The 18818-nt window shown below is 70.7% G+C and carries 19 protein-coding genes; 13 read left to right on the top strand and 6 right to left on the bottom strand.

What is annotated here, in order from left to right; translation table 11 throughout:
• The first annotated feature begins 3 nt into the window (after window positions 1-3).
• From BN1701_RS01030 to BN1701_RS01000, 7 genes are all read left to right on the top strand, one after another.
• The gene (locus BN1701_RS01030; protein ID WP_054055526.1) at window positions 4-897 is read left to right on the top strand and encodes a type II secretion system F family protein; all 894 of its coding nucleotides are present in this window, start codon (window positions 4-6) and stop codon (window positions 895-897) included.
• Between the two features lie 62 nt (window positions 898-959).
• Entirely contained in the window at window positions 960-1148 is a 189-nt protein-coding gene (locus tag BN1701_RS01025; protein WP_054044579.1) for a hypothetical protein, read from the top strand.
• On the top strand, window positions 1148-1603 hold the full coding sequence (locus tag BN1701_RS01020; RefSeq protein WP_157368368.1) for a TadE/TadG family type IV pilus assembly protein: 456 nt from the start codon (window positions 1148-1150) through the stop codon (window positions 1601-1603). Before BN1701_RS01025 ends, BN1701_RS01020 begins: the two co-directional genes overlap by 1 nt.
• Window positions 1604-1741: 138 nt before the next feature.
• Window positions 1742-2149: a pilus assembly protein TadE gene (locus BN1701_RS01015; RefSeq protein ID WP_231949396.1), complete on the top strand. Its 408-nt coding sequence runs from the start codon at window positions 1742-1744 to the stop codon at window positions 2147-2149.
• On the top strand, window positions 2146-2637 hold the full coding sequence (locus tag BN1701_RS01010) for a hypothetical protein (protein WP_369800465.1): 492 nt from the start codon (window positions 2146-2148) through the stop codon (window positions 2635-2637). Before BN1701_RS01015 ends, BN1701_RS01010 begins: the two co-directional genes overlap by 4 nt.
• A gap of 50 nt (window positions 2638-2687) precedes the next feature.
• Window positions 2688-3113 (top strand): hypothetical protein, encoded by a 426-nt coding sequence (locus BN1701_RS36700; protein WP_067520471.1) that lies wholly within the window; start codon window positions 2688-2690, stop codon window positions 3111-3113.
• Window positions 3114-3323: 210 nt separating this feature from the next.
• Window positions 3324-6437, top strand: coding sequence for a BTAD domain-containing putative transcriptional regulator (locus BN1701_RS01000; protein WP_231949394.1), 3114 nt, complete (start codon window positions 3324-3326; stop codon window positions 6435-6437).
• Window positions 6438-6469: 32 nt separating this feature from the next.
• Here BN1701_RS01000 and BN1701_RS00995 read toward each other — a convergent pair whose 3' ends face one another.
• The 4 genes from BN1701_RS00995 to BN1701_RS00980 all read right to left on the bottom strand — a co-directional run bounded on the left by BN1701_RS00995 (window position 6470) and on the right by BN1701_RS00980 (window position 10242).
• Complete coding sequence (locus BN1701_RS00995; RefSeq protein ID WP_067520468.1) at window positions 6470-6973, bottom strand: helix-turn-helix domain-containing protein; 504 nt, start codon at window positions 6971-6973, stop codon at window positions 6470-6472.
• A gap of 289 nt (window positions 6974-7262) precedes the next feature.
• Entirely contained in the window at window positions 7263-8594 is a 1332-nt protein-coding gene (locus BN1701_RS00990; RefSeq protein WP_054044574.1) for a hypothetical protein, read from the bottom strand.
• Between the two features lie 170 nt (window positions 8595-8764).
• Window positions 8765-9112 carry a helix-turn-helix domain-containing protein gene (locus BN1701_RS00985; RefSeq protein WP_369800464.1) on the bottom strand — a complete coding sequence of 116 codons (348 nt, stop codon included), beginning with the start codon at window positions 9110-9112 and terminating at the stop codon, window positions 8765-8767.
• Entirely contained in the window at window positions 9109-10242 is a 1134-nt protein-coding gene (locus BN1701_RS00980) for a site-specific integrase (RefSeq protein WP_054044569.1), read from the bottom strand. The genes BN1701_RS00985 and BN1701_RS00980 overlap by 4 nt, the downstream gene beginning before the upstream one ends.
• Window positions 10243-11068: 826 nt before the next feature.
• Here BN1701_RS00980 and BN1701_RS37745 point away from each other — a divergent pair.
• The 6 genes from BN1701_RS37745 (at window position 11069) to BN1701_RS00955 (ending at window position 15624) form a co-directional block, all read left to right on the top strand.
• The gene (locus BN1701_RS37745; protein ID WP_255364540.1) at window positions 11069-11200 is read left to right on the top strand and encodes a hypothetical protein; all 132 of its coding nucleotides are present in this window, start codon (window positions 11069-11071) and stop codon (window positions 11198-11200) included.
• A 34-nt stretch (window positions 11201-11234) separates the two neighbouring features.
• On the top strand, window positions 11235-12476 hold the full coding sequence (locus tag BN1701_RS00975) for an AAA family ATPase (RefSeq protein WP_054044567.1): 1242 nt from the start codon (window positions 11235-11237) through the stop codon (window positions 12474-12476).
• A gap of 49 nt (window positions 12477-12525) precedes the next feature.
• The gene (locus BN1701_RS00970; RefSeq protein ID WP_054044565.1) at window positions 12526-14331 is read left to right on the top strand and encodes a VWA domain-containing protein; all 1806 of its coding nucleotides are present in this window, start codon (window positions 12526-12528) and stop codon (window positions 14329-14331) included.
• A gap of 78 nt (window positions 14332-14409) precedes the next feature.
• Window positions 14410-14667: a hypothetical protein gene (locus BN1701_RS00965; RefSeq protein WP_054044562.1), complete on the top strand. Its 258-nt coding sequence runs from the start codon at window positions 14410-14412 to the stop codon at window positions 14665-14667.
• An 88-nt stretch (window positions 14668-14755) separates the two neighbouring features.
• Complete coding sequence (locus BN1701_RS00960) at window positions 14756-15283, top strand: hypothetical protein (RefSeq protein ID WP_067520462.1); 528 nt, start codon at window positions 14756-14758, stop codon at window positions 15281-15283.
• Window positions 15280-15624: a hypothetical protein gene (locus BN1701_RS00955; protein ID WP_054044559.1), complete on the top strand. Its 345-nt coding sequence runs from the start codon at window positions 15280-15282 to the stop codon at window positions 15622-15624. Before BN1701_RS00960 ends, BN1701_RS00955 begins: the two co-directional genes overlap by 4 nt.
• A gap of 475 nt (window positions 15625-16099) precedes the next feature.
• On the opposite strand, the gene istB is transcribed toward BN1701_RS00955, so the two are convergent.
• Both istB and istA read right to left on the bottom strand, forming a co-directional pair.
• Window positions 16100-16897: an IS21-like element helper ATPase IstB gene (istB, locus tag BN1701_RS00950; protein WP_054044557.1), complete on the bottom strand. Its 798-nt coding sequence runs from the start codon at window positions 16895-16897 to the stop codon at window positions 16100-16102.
• The gene (gene istA, locus BN1701_RS00945) at window positions 16894-18588 is read right to left on the bottom strand and encodes an IS21 family transposase (RefSeq protein ID WP_054055523.1); all 1695 of its coding nucleotides are present in this window, start codon (window positions 18586-18588) and stop codon (window positions 16894-16896) included. The genes istB and istA overlap by 4 nt, the downstream gene beginning before the upstream one ends.
• Window positions 18589-18818 lie beyond the last annotated feature (230 nt).

Here is an 18818-nt window from a genome sequence, read left to right as displayed (position 1 = left end):
GCCATGATCACCTACATCGCCCTGGGCATCGGATCCGGGATCGGCCTGTGGGCCTTGGCGGTCTACCTGTTCCCGCCACGACCTGCCCTCGGCGCGGTGCTGGCACACGCCACTGCCCCACCCGCTCCTGCACCCATCCTCGCCACCGACGACACCGGCTGGGCCGCACGGCTCGGCCGACCCGCCATCGCCCCCTTGCGCGCGTTGGGGCTCCCCGGCCCACGTCTGGCCAAGGACCTGGCGGTCATCGGCCGCTCGACCTCGACCCACCTGGCGGAGAAAGCCACCCTCACCGTCGCCGGGCTGCTGTTGCCCGTCCTGCTGACCGTGGTCCTCACCGCGGCAGGGCTCGGACCCGGCTTCGAGTTCCCGATCATCGCCGGACTCGTCCTGGCGGCCGTCGGGTTCGTCCTGCCGGACCTGCAGGCCCGCGCCGAAGCCGCGAAGTTGCGTACCGGGTTCCGCCACGCCCTCTCGGCCTACCTGGACCTGGTGTGGATCACCCTGGCCGGGGGAGCCGGGGTCGACAGCGCGCTGGGCGACTCGGTCAACATCGGCCGCGGGTGGGCGTTCGAGCAGATCCGCCGCGCCCTGGACACCGCCCGCCTCACCCGCACGACCCCGTGGGCGACCCTGCGCCAACTCGGCGAGGAACTCGACGTCACCGAACTCGCCGAACTCGCCGCGTCGGTCAGCCTGGCCGGCACCGAGGGCGCCAAGGTCCGCACCTCTCTGGCCGCCAAGGCCGGAGCGCTGCGCACTCACCAGATCACCGAGGCCGAGGGCGACGCCCAAGCGGCCACCGAGCGCATGAGCTTGCCGGTGATGGCGCTGTTCCTCGGGTTCCTGGCTTTCATCGCCTATCCCGCGCTTACGCAGGTCCTCAATGGACTGTGACATGGGCTGTGGCATCTCGCGCGGGCAACGACCGAACGTGAACGACAAGGGAGGACAACACGATGCGCACTCAAGTGGAGGCATTGTGGACAGTGGTGCAGGCGCGCTGGGAGGAGCTGCGGCGCCAGCCGGAGGCCGGGTACTCGACCGAGACCGTCCTGGTGACCGCGCTGCTCGTGGTGGCAGCGCTGGCGGTGATCGCGATCGTCATCGCGAAGGTCACCGAGAAGGCCAACGGCATCACCATGTGATCCCCGTGAGCCACAAGCACAGCAAGCGGTCGCCAACGACTCGCGCCGGATGGCGTCGGGTCCGTCGAGCGCTGCGCGGTGATCGTGGCTCGGTCAGCGCGGAACTGGTCATCGCGACCCCGCTGTTGTTGCTGATGCTGCTGGCGATCGTGCAGTTCGCGCTCTGGTCACACGCCACCCACATAGCCCAAGCCGCCGCCTCGCAGGGGCTCGCGGTGGCACGGTCCCAGAACGGGACCGCCGCGGCCGGTACGTCCAGCGCGCGGCAACTGCTCGACCAGCTCGCCAGCGGTCCACTCACCGGCTCCACCATCGCCTCGGATCGCAGCGCGGCCTCGGCCTCGGTGCGGGTCAGCGGGACCGCGACCTCGGTCGTGCCGTTCCTGAGCCTGCCCGTGCACGCCGAGGCCGTCGGGCCCGTCGAACGCTTCGTCCCCGACCTGGCGAGCGGGTGACCCGCGATGACACCGCAGACGATGCCATCGCGGACGACGCCGCCCCGCGCGCCCGTCACGCCCCCAGGACGGTGTCACGGCCGCGTGCGCCCCGGTCGGCGGGGGTGGGCGGACTGGTGGCGCGCAGATGACGGGTCGGTGGCCGCCGAAATCACCATCGCCGCACCGTTCCTGATCATGTTGCTGGTGTTCGTCGGGGTGGTCATCCACCGAGGGGTGGACGCGCGGATCCGCATCGACGACGCCGCCCACCAAGCGGCCCGCGCCGCAAGCATCGAACGCACCCCGACAGCCGCGACCGCCGCGGCCCAATCCACCGCCGCGAGCGCGCTGTCCTCAGCGGGGGTGACGTGCGCGTCGTTGTCGGTGAGCACCTCGACCGGCGGCCTGCGCCCCGGCGGCACGGTCAGCGTGACCGTGTCCTGCGCCGTCGACTTCGGCGACGCGCTCATCCTCGGCGTGCCCGGCGGCAAGACCCTGTCGGCCACCTCGGTCGAACCCGTGGACCTCTGGCGTTCGACCCCGGACACCGGGAGCGGAACATGACCCGGCGAGGCCGCCACGCTCGGCGCAGCCGTTGGTCGACCTCGTGGTCGACGTGGTGGCGCACGCACCTGCGGTGGTGGCGCGCCGACGAAGGCCGCGTGACCGCGTTCGTCCTGGCGCTGACGGTCGGCATCCTGGCCCTGGCCGGCCTGACCCTCGACGGTGGCCTCGCGCTGGCCGCCAAAGTACGGGCCAACGGCCAGGCCGAGGCCGCCGCCCGCGCCGGCGCCCAGGCAATCGACCTCACCGCCTACCGCGGCAACGGCACCGTGCAGCTCGTGCCCGCCCAGGCGGTCGCGAACGCCCAGGCGCACCTGGCCGCCGAGGGCGCCTCCGGCACGGTGACCGTCTCCGGCGACACCGTCACGGTCACCGTGACCGCCTCGCAGACCACCCAGCTGCTCGGGCTGGTCGGCATCGGATCGCTCCAAGTGCACGGGCAGGGCAGCGCACACCCGCAGCGCGGGGTGACCGCGATCGACCCATGACCACACCGTCGCCCGTCGTGAACACGGCATCGCAGAGAAGGGGAAGCAGCATGGCAACGCCCGAGGAGATCCGCCAGCGCGTCGAGGAGGCCGACACCGTCCGCAGCGCACGCAGAGCCGCCGCCGCGCAGCAGGTCGGCGAACTCGCCCAACGCCGAGCTGCGATCGTCGAACAGCTCGCCGAGGTGGAACGTGAGCTCGGCGAGGTGGTAGCCGACGCCCAGGACGTCATCGACGTCGACGAACTGGCGGCGTTCACCGACCTCAAACCGTCCGACCTCACCGGATGGCTCGCGGGGAGCAAGCCCGGCCGCGGCAAGCGAAGGAAGGCCGCGGCCGTGCCTGGCACGCAGAGTGACACGCGCCGTGCTTCGGAACCGAGGACGTCGACACGGGGGCAGGCGCCCGACTCACGCGAGGGCTCGACCACTACAGGGTCGGACACCTCCGAGCGGCTCGTGGCCCAAGCGAGTTGACCCGTGCTCACGACCGCGTCGCACCCGAGGTTCGCCGACGGCGCCGGCCCATCGCCGTCGCGTGACGGCGCGGCGAGCGAACACGTCCAGGTCTGCTGAGGAAACGAGCACGTCATGGCCGCATCACCGCATCGCCCCCGCCGCACGCCGCGAACGCGAGGCCGGACGTGGCACGGTGCCGGGCGCGTGCTCGGCGTGCTCGGACGGCTAATGCGCGGACTCCTGGCGGCTGCCGTCCTGGCCGCGCTACTGGCCGGATTGCCGTGGGCGTTGACGCACTTCGTCGGCTGGCCTCTGCCGGACCACCTACCCTCCTGGGCGGAAGTCCAGGGTGTCCTGCTCGGCCCGATGACCACCACGTTCCTACTGGACTTCCTCGCCTGCCTTACCTGGCTCGTGTGGGCCTTCTTCACCCTCGACGTCGCCCGCTGCGCAGTCGAGATCGCCCACGACGCGACGATGCCCGACCTGTCAGCGGCCGGACCGGTGCACCGGATCGCGGCCGTGCTCGTCGGCGCGGTCCTGATCTCCATCCTCGGCCAACGCGCCGGCCTGCCAGTCGCGGGCCCGTCCGCTGCGGGCGGTGCCGCGGCTGAGGTGGTGGCGACGGCTCCCGCCTGGACCACACCCGCCGAACCAGCAGAGTTCGCTGGGATGCGGCCGGTCGCCCACAGCGCGCCGTATCACCACGAGGCGGCCGGGATGGTCGAGCAGCCCGGCCGCGCGAAGTCCGCGGTGGTGCTTGCGTACAACCCCGACACCGGCGTGTACGACTCGCTGTGGCGGATGTCCGAACGCACCCTCGGCGACGGCAACCGCTGGCCGGAGATCTACGCACTCAACAAGGGCAAACCACAACCGAACGGCGGCACCTTCACCCGCCCCGGCCTGATCTTCCCTGGCGAGGAGATGGCCCTGCCCGAGAACGCCACCGTCAGCTCCCCACCACCCACCGTCCCGGTGCCACCGCCACTAACCCCGCCCCCTGCACCGGAGCCCCCACACAGCAGCAACACGACGACACCGGCCCCCTCCACAACACAACCACCCGCCACCACCGAAGCCCCTCGCACCACCCAGGCTCCACCGGCGACCCAGGCGTCCCCGAGCACCGACGCGGTGGGCGAGCCGGGGTTCAGCTGGGGCGAGGAACTGTTCGTCGGCCTTGGCCTGGCCGCAGCGGTCAGCGCCGCCTTGGTCGCGGCCCGGCGGCGGAACCGACGCCGGTATCAGCCGGGCAGCGGTGACCGCAGCGACCTGCCCGTCGCCCCGGTCGTCTACCAGCTGCGGCTGGCGCACCTGCGCGCCGACCACGACGACACCACCGAAGATGAGGTGGACCTCGACTGGCCGGGCGAGCGCGCACCACGCGCACCGGCACTGCCGCTCGTACTCGGCACCCATGCCAGCGCCGCCGACGTCCCCGACGACGAAGCACCGGTTCTGCCGGTGGGTGTGCGGGACGGCCGGGAGATCGCCGTGGACCTGGCCTCCGCGCACGGCCTGGGCCTGCTCGGCGCGGGCGCCCCCGCCGCGGTCCGTGCGCTGCTCGTGGCCATCCTCAGCACAGCGTTCACCACCACGAACCGGCCGGCAACGGTCATCGTGCCGGCCGACGACCTCGCGGCCCTGTTCGGCAGGCGCGCGGCGCAGGCACCGCTTCCAACGGGTGTGCGGGTGGCAGCCGACCTGGACGCCGCGCTGGACATGCTGGAATCCGAGACGTTGGTGCGCGTCGGTCAACTCCCGCGCACAGCCCAACCCTGGGGGCCCGTTGTGCTGGCGGCCCGCGCACCCGGCCGCCAGGCCCGCAGGCTTCAGGCGGTGGTGGACAACGGTTCGACCGTCGGCGTGACCGGGCTGCTGCTGGGCCAGTGGAGCGCCGGGGTGACCGCCTACGTCCGCGACGACGGCACCATCTCCACCACCAGCCCCGGCCTCGGCGAGCCACTACGCGGCGCGCGTGTGTTCCGGCTGGGTGACGATCACCTCGCCGACCTGATGGACCTTCTGCGTCACGCCGACCCCGGCGCCGAGCCCGAGTTCACCGACACCGCCGGCACCGAGCCGCATCCGGCTGTCGTGCCGCGTCCTCACGTCATCGTGGACGATTCCGTCGCCGTCTCCGCCAAGCCCCTGGACACCGAGGTGGACCGCGGCGCGAGGACCGACGATCGCGGACACACGGTCAGCGAGAACACGCTCGCCGAGAGCACCATCCAGGCGCCGGTCGCCGACACAGACCTGGAGCTGTTGGCAGCCGCAAGCGATGACGACCGGCGAAGCGACGGTGAGCTGGAGATCCTTCGGCCGGAGCCCGCGCCAGCGACGTCACCCGGTCTTCGGTTGCGCCCCGTCCAGCCCGTTCGCCCCGACGCCGACCAAGCAGCCCAGGATGCCGGTGAAGGCCATCGGCACGGCTGGCCAGCGGAGAGGGGACCACAGGGCCCCGGCGAGCCGCGCGTCGCGTCGTCCGCGTCGTCCGCGTCGTCCGCGCCGTTGCGCGTCAGCGTGCTCGGGCCGCCGCGGGTGTGGTGGCGCCCCGCGCCGGCCACACCCGAGGGCGAGGCCGCCGAACGTGAGATCACCTCGGCGTTCCAGCCACGCCTGCGCGAACTGCTGGTCTTCCTGGCGCTGCACCCCGACGGCGCCAGCCGCGAGGCACTCATCGCCGCCCTGTGGGCCACGAGCCCACCGGAGCGGACCACCAACGCGATGAACACCTCGATCTCACGTCTGCGCCGCGCCCTGGCCGCCGCAACCGGCAACGTGCTGTCCGACCTCGTGGTGGTCGGCGAGGGCCGATACCGGCTGGACCCCGAACTGGTGCAGGTCGACTACCACCACTTCGCCGCCGCCGTGGCCGCCCGCCGCGCCGCCATCACCGACGACGATCGGGTCGAGGCGTACCGGCGGATCGTCGACAGCTACACCGGCCCGCTGGCCGACGGGCTGAGTACCGACTGGATCGAGACCGCCCGCGAGGCCATCCGCCGCGACGCCATCGACGCCGTCGCCGCCCTGGCCCGCGCCCTGGTCGAGGACGACCCACAGCAAACATTGGACCTACTCGAGATCGCGCGCGCGTTCGACCCGCACAACGAACTGATCTACCGCGACATCATGCGCCTGCAGGAACGCCTCGGACAGCTCGACGCCATCCCGCGCACCCTCACCCTGCTGACCACCCGGCTCGCCGAGGTCGACGACCGGCCCACGCACCAGGCCGTCGACCTGGCCGACCGGCTACGTCGCCGCCACGACAACCCCAGCGCCCCCGGCGAGCTGGGGCAAGCCGACCGCGGGCGCAGCCGCGCCGGATGAACCCCGCGGGCACCCTCGCGCGCGGCATCGGGTCACCCGACGGCGCCACCGGCGCGAGGGCGTCGTTCAGAGGAGTGGAACCGACCGTCACCGGCCGAGGAGCCGAGATCCACGACATCATCGAGAATGGCCGCCTCCGCACCACTGTGACGGCTGTGCGCTTGCGCCTGAGAGAGCAATTCCGGATGGGCAAGTGTCCACTCGATCAGAGGCTCTGCCAGCGTCAACACCTCGGTGACCGCTGGGTTCAACGAGTACGCGACTTCCGGCGGAAAAGACTTGTCGCAACTCTCACGAACGATGATCCCCTGTTCGCGCATCTTTTTCAATGTGCGCGCCAGAATGCTATCGTGCAGGACAGCGTGTTTGTCCGTCCAATTCTCGTCGATGGAATACGAGTTGACCGTGGAAAGAATCTCTACCCGACGCAGCGGGCCGTCCCGAAGTGCCACCAGGATGGCGGGTACCCACTTGTCCCCGAAAAGGTTCTTCAGGTCATACAGTCCACGAAGGACCCTGTCGTCTCGCTCCGTCACCGCGCCTCCCCGTGTTCGCTGACCGGGCCCCCATTGCGCGCCCGCTCGTCGCGTCCTGCGGCAGGCTCTTCCCCGAGTCTGCCGTCGAGGCGATCGTGCCTGCTCAGCGCGACCGCTCCGTCACCCTTCGCCTCCCCTGGCGACGGGTGTCGAGCCTCCCACGCTACGCCAAACGGCCGAAGTCGCCCACCGTATTCCTACTCAGCCCAACTCCGCTGATATGTCACTCCGTGTAGTCGGCATGGAGATCGACAGCGCGTACGGTCACTTTCCTGGTGAGCTCATGTTTTCAACTGTCATGGATTCTTGCGTTGTTGGAGCTGGTTCGGGGCTTTCGGGAGCTGAGGTAGCGGCTCCATGTGATGCCTTGTTCGGCTGCTATGCGCGCGGTGGTGTCGGGGTGGATTCCGAGCATGGAGGCGACCACGGGGCTCGGTGTGGTGTGCAGGAGTTCCCGCAAGGCGGTGGTTCGGCCGAGTTGGATCGGCATTCCGAGTGTGGAGAAGCGGTTGTTGAGTGTTCTTGGGTGGATGGGCTGCTCGGGGCGTTTGCCTGGGAAGAGCCAGTCGGTGTTGGCGTTCGGGCCCCGGTAGGTGTTGCGGTGTTCGAGGAGTTGGCGGGTCATGTCGTCCAGTGGTGGTGGCAGCGGGGCGGGTGGGTCGCCGAGCCGGATGAAGACGTCGGGGCCGATGATCGTGATGTCGGTGCGCCGCAGGCGGGTGATCCGGCTGAGAGGTTGGGCGTAGAGCAATGCCAGCAGCGCGATGAGGCGTTCGCGCAGTGGCCAGTCGTGGGCCGTGACCAGTGTGTTGATCAGTTCGTGCTGCTGTCGGCGTGGCTGGATGGTGGCCGCGGGCAGTGGTGCTCTGGTGAGGCGTCGTCGGGGCATGAGCGCTGTCTGACCCGCCCAGCGCAGGAACGCCGTAGCGGGCTTTCGGGTCTGGGGGTTGGCCGCGAGCCAGCTGTCCAGGTCGGCTTGCGGGCAGGTGGTGAGGGTGTGGCCGCTGGTGTCGAGCCAGGTCAGCAGCGCGGCGGCTTGGCGGACGCGTTCGCGGGAGACGCGGACGGTGGCCGGGGTCAACGGTGCCTGCTCGGCCTTGTTGCGCAGGCGCCGCAGCTCGTTCCAGGTGGCGAAGCGCTGCACGAGGCCGCGTTGCTCGGCGTCGGCGATGCCGGCGAGATGGGTGGTGAGCCAGCGTTGGAAGAGCATGAGCTGTTTGTCGATCGGCGGGAGGATGCCGCAGGTGATCAGCAGCTCACGCAGGTAGGTGGCTTTGCGCCAGGTCGGGTGGGCGGCCAGGGCGTCGTGGCTGATCGCGATGGTGCCGGTGGCCAGTGCGGTGAGCAGTTCGGTGGTGCCGGGTTTGGCCAGCCAGGTCAGGCCGTTGTGCGGGTTGTCGTTGAGCCGCAGCTTCTCCAGCAGCGGCAGCAGTTCCGCGCGAGGCCGGCCGGTGCCGTCGTCGAGCACGGTGGTGAGGCGGTCGGTGAGGGTGCAGCGTTCGCAGAGCTTGTCGCCGACCAGCAGACCTTCGTGACCGCAGCGGCGACAGAAGAACGAGCGGGTGATGCCCGCGCAGTCGCGGCAGATGACAACGCCGGTGCCGTCGCGTCCGGGCAGCAACCGGTGGTCGCCGCACTTCGGGCAGCAGCCCCGGTCACGGGTCGCGCGTTTGATGCACGGGCGGCAAACCGGTCCCTCCCAACGGACAGCGGGCCGGGAGAAGCGGTCGCAGCGCACGCACTTGCTGTCGGCGAGCCGTGCTCGGCCCCACTGCGTTCGGGTTCGGGAGGTCATTGTGGACGGATGCGAGCCCGGGTAGGTCGCAGCGCTCCGGCTCCAGCGGCCGGCGGTGTGGCCGTTCCCGCCGATCCGGTGGCGGTGCGACGGGTGACGTTGGCGGCGTCGGTGCGGATCAGCTCGGCGGGGCTGCACTCGAAGATGTCGCACAACGCGGCCAGCACCGTGAGCGAGAGCCGCTCCGGGGTGCCGGTGACCAGCCGGTGGACCTGCGAGACCGACAACTCGACGCCGCGATCGCGTAGCAGGGGGACGAGTTCGGTGGTGGAGAACATGCCGTGATCGGCCATCAGGTCCCGCAGCCGCCAGTCGTAGCCGACTCGCCTCTTCATCGCGTTCATCGCGTGCTCCCGCCGTCGGTGGTCGGTTTCAGTGCCGAGGCAAGGGTGTCATCGAGGCTGCGACGCAGGGTGCGGGTGCGGAAGTCCGAGGAGACGCAGGTGTAGATGGAGGTGGTGGACGCGTGTTCGTGACCGACCTGCTGTTGGACGAAGAACGGGTCCCAGCCGGCCTCGATCAGGTGCGTGACGTAGGAGCGGCGCAGCGAGTGGAAGTCCAGGCCGGGCTCCAGGCCGAGTGCGTCGCGGTAGCTGGCGAAGCGGGCGTTGAGCGCAGCGCCGCTGATGCGCGCCGACTGCTCCGAGGGCCACAACGCGGGACCGGTCGAGTGCGCCATGCGTGGCCGGATCTCGGTGATCCACTCGTCCAGCACCTCGGCCGACCAGTCCCACACGGTCAGCACGCTGCGCCGCTTGGGCGGACTGCCGGGCTTGGCCTTGCCGAACCGCACGTGCAGCACCCCGTACTCGCCGAACTCCCGGGCGTGCGGGTTGGGCGCGAGATCGGCGGTGTCCAACATCCGCGTCTCGGTGCGACGCAACCCGAAGGCGTAGGCGACCTTGAACAGGGTGGCGTCGCGGAACGCCGCCAGCCAGCCCTTGCGGCCGGAGTCCCGCACCCGCGGCACCGTGTCGTCGGCGTAGTCGAAGAACGCCTGGATCTCGTCCAGGGTGAACGCCCGCTTGGCCGGCTCGGACTCGTTGTCCTGCACGTGCACCGCGGTGTTCCACTCATGGCACACCTGCACCGGATGCGTGCCGAACCGCCGCTCGCATTCACCTGCCCACCCGTAGGCGGGATCGGTCAGGTAGTGGCAGAACAATCGCAGAGCCTGCTGATAGGTCCGCAAGCTCGAGCGGCTCACGCCTTTGAGCCCGCGCAGGTCGGCGCACCATTCGTCGACCATCGCCGCGCTCCACTGCCACGGGAAGGCGTTGATGTGCTCGACGAAACCACGCACCCGCTTGACCCGGTTCGCGATCGTCGACGCGGCCAGGTTCCGTGCGGACTGCTGACGCTCCCACCCGGTCAGCATCGCCTCGAAAACCTGCTCCTCGGGCCGCAGGAACACCAGCCCGTCGACCAGCTGCAGCGCCGTTGCGCCCGCCGTCGGTCGCTCTCCCTCGCCCACCAGCCACCTTCCGCCGCTCGCACCAGATGCGACATCTTCGCATCAGATGCGATAATCGGCGCAAACACGCAGCTAGGTGGCGGTCGCGACGACCATCGGCGTGCGTGTCGACCAGGAGCCGTCAGTCCTGACGGAGGCTCGCAACACACCTCTTACTGCCCAGGTAGGGCACCTTCTGCGGCGACGATCGCCACGACCGTTCCCACACCGACTTGGGATCGCATCAGATGCGATCCTGTGCACATCCGTTGGGGGTTCACACGGGGGATCACATTGGGGATCAGGTTGGGGATCCTGTTAGAGCGCCACCCCCTCCGGGCAGCAAAGACGCCGGTCAGAGGGCCTGTAGGGGGATCCGCTGGTATCCCAGACTCGCTTGGCCACAAGCCGGTGAACACATCGGGGCGGACCGGTGGCCGGCTACCTGCCTTGTCGGCTCTGCGGTCGCTTCCGTCTTCTCGCTGCGTTCTTTCTGTCTTAACTCCTCCCTCCTTATTGTTCCCCGAAATCCTTTCTTTTATTTCCGGCGCGTCGCCGGCTTTCGGCTATCCGCTCGACTACTGCGGGTCGCCCCTCCCTGACCTGCGGAAACGCGCTGCCATTTCGGTCGCGAATGCGCGGACATACGCCGGTTGGGGATTCCGGAATGGTGGCGACGGGGGCGATCGAAAAGAGTCTTGAAAATGGGCTGCCAAACCTATTGCACGACGCGCGGCGCAGAGTCATAATTGAATTGTCACCGGGGAAACCGGAAACCACATCGAATACCGCGCCCGGCGCGAGCCATGTCGAAAACGGGGAGCCAATTATGTGTTACGCCGACACCGTGACGAATGACGACGGAACCGCCACCGCGTTGTGCTACTGCGGATGGTCGGCGGACCACGCCACCCCGGAAGCGGCGGACACCGACGCCGAACGGCACCAGACCGCCGCCGAGTCCCTGTTCGCCGCCTGATCCGCCGCCCGTACACCCGAAAGGAACGCCCGCGATGACCACGCCCACCCCGCCCGCCGCACCGCCCGCCACGGCACCGACCACCACGCCGCCCGCCCCGGCGGGCGCGCCGAAACGGCTCGGCAACGGTGAACTCCGCGCGATGGTCGCCAAAGTTCTCGCCGACAACGCGGGCACCGAACTCACGCCGCGCAACATCGCGCACACCCTGAACCGGTCATCCGGGGCGGTCGGTAACGCGTGCAAGGTGCTCGCGGACCGGGGGGAGGCCGAGGTCGCTTCCACGTCCCCGCTGGCCTACCGGGCGACCGCGACCACGGCGTCCGCCGCCGCGCCCACGATCACCCCCGCCCCACCGCGCACGCCCCGCCCGACGACCCCGAAACCGACCACCAGCGCACCGCTCGCCGCACCCGTGCCCGCCGGGTCCGGTGCGAGCGGGTCCGCCGCCGGGTCGGCGGGCGTGGTCACCGGTCCGGTGAAACGCCCCAACGGGATGGACTACCACCCCCGGTTGCTGTCCGGGATGCCGGACGTGACCGCGTTGCGGCGGTTGCGTGACGCCGGGGTCGCCGCGCTGTTGTACGGACCGCCCGGCACGGGCAAGACGTCGGTGGTGGAGGCGGCGTTCCCGGACTGCATCACGGTGCAGGGCGACGGGGACACCGTGGTCGCCGACTTCGTGGGCGACTACACCAAAACCCCGGACGGCGAGTTCGTGTTCGTGCACGGTCCGCTGGTCCGCGCGATGCGTGACGGGGTGCCGCTGTTCATCGACGACGCCACCCTGATCCCGCCGACCGTGCTCGCCGTGGTCTACCCCGCGATGGACGGACGCCGCCAGATCGTGATCAAGGCCAACGGCGGCGAGGTCGTGGACGCCGCGCCGGGGTTCTACGTGGTCGCCGGACACAACCCCGGCGTGCACGGGGCGGTGCTCACCGACGCCCTCTCGTCCCGGTTCTCCGTGCAGGTTCAGGTGTCCAGCGACTACGAACTCGCCGACCAGTTGGGCGTGGACAAGAAGGCGGTGCGGGTGGCGCGCAACCTCGCGACCCGGCAGGAGAAGGGCGAGGTCGGGTGGGCACCGCAACTGCGCGAGTTGTTGGCGTTCAAGAAGATCGCCGCCGTGTTGGGCATCGACGCCGCCGCCGGGAACCTCGTGGGCATCGCGCCGGAAGAGGACCGCGCCACCGTCGCCGCCGTGGTGCGCGATGCGTTCGGGCGCACCGTCACCCCGCTCGCCCTCGGTGCTCGCATCACCCCGAAACCCTGACCACCCAACTCACCCCGCGAACCGCGACCATCGCGAAAGGACCGCAACCGTGAGCACCCACTTCACCGCCGACCCCGCCGCCACCGGTGCCGCCGTGTTCCCCGCCCGCCCGGAATGGCTGACCCTGTCCGCCGCCTTCGCCGACGAGGTCCCGATCATCGCCGACCGCGACGACCTCCTGGTCACCGTCGCCCCCGGCGCGGGCGGAGGTGCCCCGGCGTGTTTCTACCCCGCCCGCGCCCTGATCGAGGTCGACGGCGACCACCTCGGCGTGGACCCCGCCACCGTGGACCCCGCGAACCTGTCCGACCGCCCCCGCTACGCCCCGGCGTGGGGTGCGCTGACCCACGAGTGCGGGCACGCCAAACACACCGCCTGGGAACCCCCGGACGACGCCCCGCCCGGCGTGGTCGCCGCCGCCATGCTGCTGGAAGAGCCGCGCATGGAAGCCGCACAGGTTCGCCGCCGCCCCGATGACCGGCACTGGTTGCGGGCGTGCGTGAAGGGCATCGTCGCCGCCGACCTGCACCTGTTCGCCGACCCCGCCACCGCCCCGCAGATGACCCCCGCGCACGCCGCGCACACCGCCGCGCTGCTACTGGGACGCGCCGACGGCGGGGTGCTCACCCGCACCGAGGTCGCCCCCGTCGCCCGTGTCATCGAAGACGTGCTCGGGGCCGACACGTTCGGCAAGTTGCGGGCAGTGTGGCGCACGGCGTTGCGCACCGCCGACGACGACGGCGAGACCATGCTCGACCTCGGACGGCAATGGTGCGAGATCCTCGGCACCGACCCGGACACCGACCCCAACACCCCCGCCGACCCGGACCCCGGCGCGGCACCCGACCCCACCGGCACCCCCGACCCCTCCGGCGGCACCCCCGGCACCGCTAGCGGCAACGCCCCCGCCGACCCGTCGCCGTTGGCGGACGCGATCGCCGCCGTGCTGAACGGGGTGGCGGCGAAGGTGGCGCGGGAGAAGGCACCCGAGGACCCCGCCGCCGTCGCCGCCGCCGAGAAGGCGAAGGCCGACGCCGCAGAGAAGGTGGCGCAGAAGGCGGCGCGGCGGGTGTTCGCCGCTGGTGGTCCCCGCACCGGGACCACCCGGCTGGCGGGTACCCGTCCACCCACCCCGGAGGAGCGCACCGCCGCGCGGGTGTTGGCGCGGGCGTTGGATACCGCCGGGGTGCGGGAACGGGTCGCGGTGAAGTCCACCTCGGAGGTCCCGCCGGGGCGGTTGCGGATGCGCGGGGTGCGTGCCGCCGAGGCCCAACGTGCCGCCGGGGCGGTGGTGACCGCGCAACCGTTCACCCGCACCACCCGGACCCCGGTCACCGTCCCGCCGTTGCGGGTCGGGGTGGCGTGCGACGTGTCCGGGTCGATGCGGTGGGCGTGCGCGCACGTGGCCTCGGCGGCGTGGATTCTGGCCAACGCCGCCCGCCACACCAGGGTGCCCACCGAGACCGCGAGCGTGATCTTCGGCCACCACGTGCGCCCCCTGACCCACCCCGGCCGCCTGCCCGCCGAGGTCACCGAGTTCGAGTCCAACGACAACTGGGAGGACATCCCGGTCGCGCTGGACGCCCTCGACGGTGCCCTCGGGCTGTCCCGCCCCGGCGCGGCGCGGCTGCTGGTCATCGTGTCCGACGGTGACTACCGCTACCAGCCCCGCATCGACGGGCAGCGCAAACTCGACCGGTTGCGCGCGTCCGGGTGCGCCGTGCTGTGGCTGACCACCGGCACCCACGACACCCCGCTCGACGGGTCCACCGTCCACGTGCTGACCGACCCCACCACCACCGCCCGCGCTATCGGACACGCCGCCACCGCCGCCCTCCGCGCGACCACCCGCTAGCCCCACCGGTCCGGGGCAGGACACCCCTGCCCCGGATCACCCACCCCGCGCCAACCCACGACCACGAGGTGACTCGCCATGACCTACAAACACCCCCGGACCGTGGGCGACCTGATCGCCGCCCTGTCCGGCTACGACCCCGCCACCCCGCTGCGGGTCGCCGCCCAACCCGGCTACCCGATGGAGCACCTTCTCGCGCGGGTGGTGTGCACCCCCGAGGACGCCGAGTCGTGGGGTGTCCGGCCCACCGACCCGCCCGTGGTGTGGCTCGGCACCGGTGAGCAGGTCGGCTACCTGCCCGCGATCGCCGCCGATGCCCTCGGGTGGTCGGCATGACTACCACCTTCACGGTGCTCGCGGAGCTGCCCTCGGCCAGCGAGGCCGCGGCGCGAGGCGCCAGCCAAAGGGCGGTGAGCTGAGGCCCATGTCGACCAAGACCGACTTCTACCTCGGGCGCGGCTATGACGCCGAGTGGCTCGGCTCCCTGCAATGGGAGTGCGAACCCGAGAACCTCCTGCGTGTCCCGCCCGGTCGCCTCGCGCTGACCGCGACCGACGAGCCCACCTACCGCGCGGCCGTCGCCGACCTGTTCATCACCTGGGAGACCGAAGGCATCGGCGCGGCCTACCCCCGCCGAACCGGGTGGCCGTGGCCGTGGGCGACCAGCCACGTGAGCAGTTGGATCGTCGCCTTCGACCGCGCCGCTCCCGGCGTGTTCCTCACGGTCGGCGGCGGGGTGCGCTGGGAACCACTCGACCCGCGCAACCCCCGCGAACCCGCCGAGGACATCGGACCCCCGGACATCGAGGCGTGGCTGCGCACACCCTCCGACCCGCCGTCGGTTCCGCTCCCGCTCATGCGCGACCCCGGCACCGGGCTGCCCACCGCCGCCGGACGGTGCCTCACCAATCCGCACGACACCCAACACAGCACCCAAGGAGAAGGCCGATGACTACCCACCACCCGCACGAGGCCGAGTTCGTCGCGCGCAGCTTCACCGAGAACGGCTGCACGGTGACCTCGATCATCTACGACCCCGCCGACGCGCAACAGATCTTGTACGGCACCGTCACCCGCGACGGCGTACTCGTCGGCAGCTACTACTGCGCCGACCGCATCCGTCAGCGGGACTGGCGGATCGTCACCGCCGACGGTCACGACCTCGCCGTCGACGGCAATCCCGTCCGGCCGCTGGACGAAGGCTCCGCCGTCATCGTGCTGACCACCATCCTCACCGCACCCAAGCACGAGATCGACCAGCGCCTTCGGGACGCGACTCGCCCACCCCAGTGACGTCGAACCACCAGGCCATATCTCGGGGACACCACTCACCCGCTGGAGGACAGCTGTGACCACGCACCACGGCGCGACGACGCCAACAATTCCCGGCACTCTGCCGCCCGAGGCCGTGTTGATCGCCCCTGCCGTTCCGCCCGCCGTGCCGATGCGCCCGCCCGCCGGGGCGTGGGGTCTCGTCGTGGTCGCCGTGCGGACCACCGACGCCGCCGGAGCCCCGGTTGTTTTCAGCAGTCGTTCTTGGACCCACTCGGACAGACAGTTCCGGCCCCACCAAGATCGACTCGGGGTCGTTCCCGGTGGGGCCGGAACTGGTTGGAACAGTGAGTTTTGGCCCCATCCCTGAATGAGTGAATCTTGCCGGTGCGGCGGGGAGACCGGACGGGCGAGGCGTTAGGTTCATCGGGCCGGGTGCTCACGGGCCCCGCCCCTGACAGGCGGTGCCGTCCGTGAGCAGCCGGCCCTTTGGTGTTCAGCTCCGCAGGCGTTGCTGGGTGGACCGTAGTCGGTAGGAATCCGAGCCGGTCTCGATGATGTGGCCGTTGAAGGTGAGTCGGTCGACGATGGCGGAGCAGAGCCGTTCGTCGGTGAAGGTCTTGCGCCATTCCGAGAACGGGGCGTTGGAGGCGATCGCGATCGCCCGGCGCTCCTCGCGGTCGGTGAAGATCTGGAACAGCAGCTTCGCCCCGGTCTTGTCCAGTTCGAGGTAGCCGAACTCGTCCAGGCAGAGCAGGTCGACCTTGCCGTAGCGGTTGAGGACCTTGGTGAGCTGCCGTTCGTCGGCGGCCTCGGCCAGCTCGTTGACCAGGTTCGCGGTGGTCGTGTAGCGGACCTTGAACCCGGCCTCGGCGACCGCGGTGCCGATCCCGATCAGCAGGTGCGACTTGCCGGTGCCGGAGTCGCCGATCAGGCAGAGCGGCTGCCCGGCCGAGACCCAGCCCGGTTCGGTGAGGGTGTGGACGACCTCGGGGGTGACCAGCTCGTTGGCGGTGAAGTCGAAGTCCTCGATCCTTTTGGGGCGGGGGAAGTGCGCCTCCCGGACCAGCCGGACCCGGCGGCGCTGGTCGCGGTGTTCGCACTCGACTTCGAGCAGTTGCAGCAGGAACGATTTGTAGGAGGACTGCTCGCGCAGCGCGGTCGCGGCGATCGCGTCGAACCGGTCGCGGATGGTGGGCAGTTGCAGTGCCCGGCAGGCCTGGTCGATCAGGGCGTCCTGGCTGTCGATGCCGGGAAGGATCTGCCGGGACGGGGCGGGAAGGGTGCTGGTCATGCGGGGTTGCCTTTCCGGCGGTGGGTGAGAAGTCGGTCGTAGACGTCCACCGACGGCAGTGGCCGCCCGGCGGCGGGCAGGTCGCGTCGGGAGTGCAGCGTGATCAGCGAAGCCCCGGTGTCTGGGGCACTGCTGCGAGGGTCGGGGTTCTGATCGGTGACGACCGGCAGGACGGTGGCGTCGGCAAGGGCCAGCTCGGTCAGGTCGTGCTCGTCGAGCAGCGGAGTGGTCTCGCGGTGGGCGCCCGCGGCCTTGCGGGCCTCGATCGCGACCAGTTCCGGGCCGGCCACCCCGACGTCGAGGGCGGCGGTGATTCCGGCGGTGACGAACTCGGCCCGGTGGTGCCGGTGCAGCAGCAGGACCTCGATCAACGCCCTGGTGCCGGCCGCGTCGCCGTGCGCGACGCGGGCCGCGGCCCAGAAAGCCTCGTGCGCCGGGGTGAACCGGCCCTCGGCTCGGGCGGCGGCCAGCGCGGTGGATCCGGCCAGCGCACCGGGCTTGCTCAGCAGGATCTCCAGGTAGTGGTCCAGGTCGTCGTGGTAGTCGCCCTTGCGGGTCAGCCGAGTGTGCCGGGCCACCACCCGGCCGTGGTCGAACACCAGCATCTCGTTGGCGCGCAACGACACCCGAACCCGGCTGCCGATGAACCGGGCGGGCACCGAGTAGTGCGACTGTCGGACGGTGATCCGCGAGTCCCGACCGACCTTCGGTGTCAGGGTGAGCCCGCAGTCGAACTCGTCGACCGGCAGCGGAGTGAGCAGGTCGGCCTCGGCGCGGAAGTCGAACCCGATGCTGACGTTGCGGCCATGCAGCACCCGGTCGTCCTCAGCCGCGTCGATACCGGCGATCCGCTCGTTGAGTTCGGCCAGGTCGGCGACGTCGGGAACCGGGACCAGATGGGTGCGGCGGAACCGGCCGCCCTCCTGCTCGACCCCGCCCTTCTCGTGGGCGCCTTCCTGACCGGGGATGCAGTAGAAGGCGTCGAAGCCATGATGGGAGCGGAACGCCACCCAGCGTTGGGACTCGACCCGGTCGCGGCCGAAGCACACCCGCTGGACCGCCGGACGCAGGTTGTCGTAGCGGATGTGGCGGGTCGGGATCCCGCCCAGCACCCGGAATGCCTCCACGTGGCCTTCCATGAACGCCTCCTGGGCCTCGGAGACGAACACCCGGTGCACCGCCTTGCCCGAGTAGGACAACCGCAGCGTGAACAGGTGACACTTGACCGTCTCACCGGCCAGGCGCACCCACACGTCGGCGAAGTCGACCTCGGCCTCCTCTCCCGGCCGATGCAGTTGGGGCACCATGCCCTGCACGTGGGTGCGACCCTCGCGAGCGTCGGCGAGGATCTCCTGGCGGCGCCTGCCGACGTAGTCGCGCACCGTGCTGATCGAGGCCAGCCGGAAGTCGTACTCGGTGATCAGCCGCTGGTAGATGCGGGTGATCGTGTGCTTCTGCTTGCGTGGCGCGGTCAGATCCGCCCGCAGCATCTCGTCGATCCACCCGTGCGCCGGTGCGAGCACCGACGTGCGTGGCGGCGGTTTCTTCCGCTCGCTGGGCACCGCGCCCGCCAGCGCGCCGCGCACCGTGCGGCGGTGCACGCCGTGGCGCTCGGCCAGCGTGCGCACCGACACCTGAGGATCGATCCGCCTGTCCCGGCGGATGCGTTCGAACAACTCGACGCGCGACAGCGTCACCCGGCCTCCTGACACGATCCGGATTCAAGGCGCACATCGTGAAGGTCCCCAACGAGTGATCACGGGACGCTCACACCATCGTGGGCGTGTCCACATCAGCCAGAGTGGGGCCAAAACCCGCTGTCCGAACGAGGACGGGGCCCGAACTCACTGCTCAAACGGGGCCAAAACATCCTGCTCTAAACACCCGGTCCGCTTCGCCGGGGACGTCCCCGCACCCGACC

Origin of the sequence: Alloactinosynnema sp. L-07 (genome assembly GCF_900070365.1) — a bacterium.
GTDB lineage: Bacteria > Actinomycetota > Actinomycetes > Mycobacteriales > Pseudonocardiaceae > Actinokineospora.
This window is presented reverse-complemented; position numbering and strand designations above follow the sequence as displayed.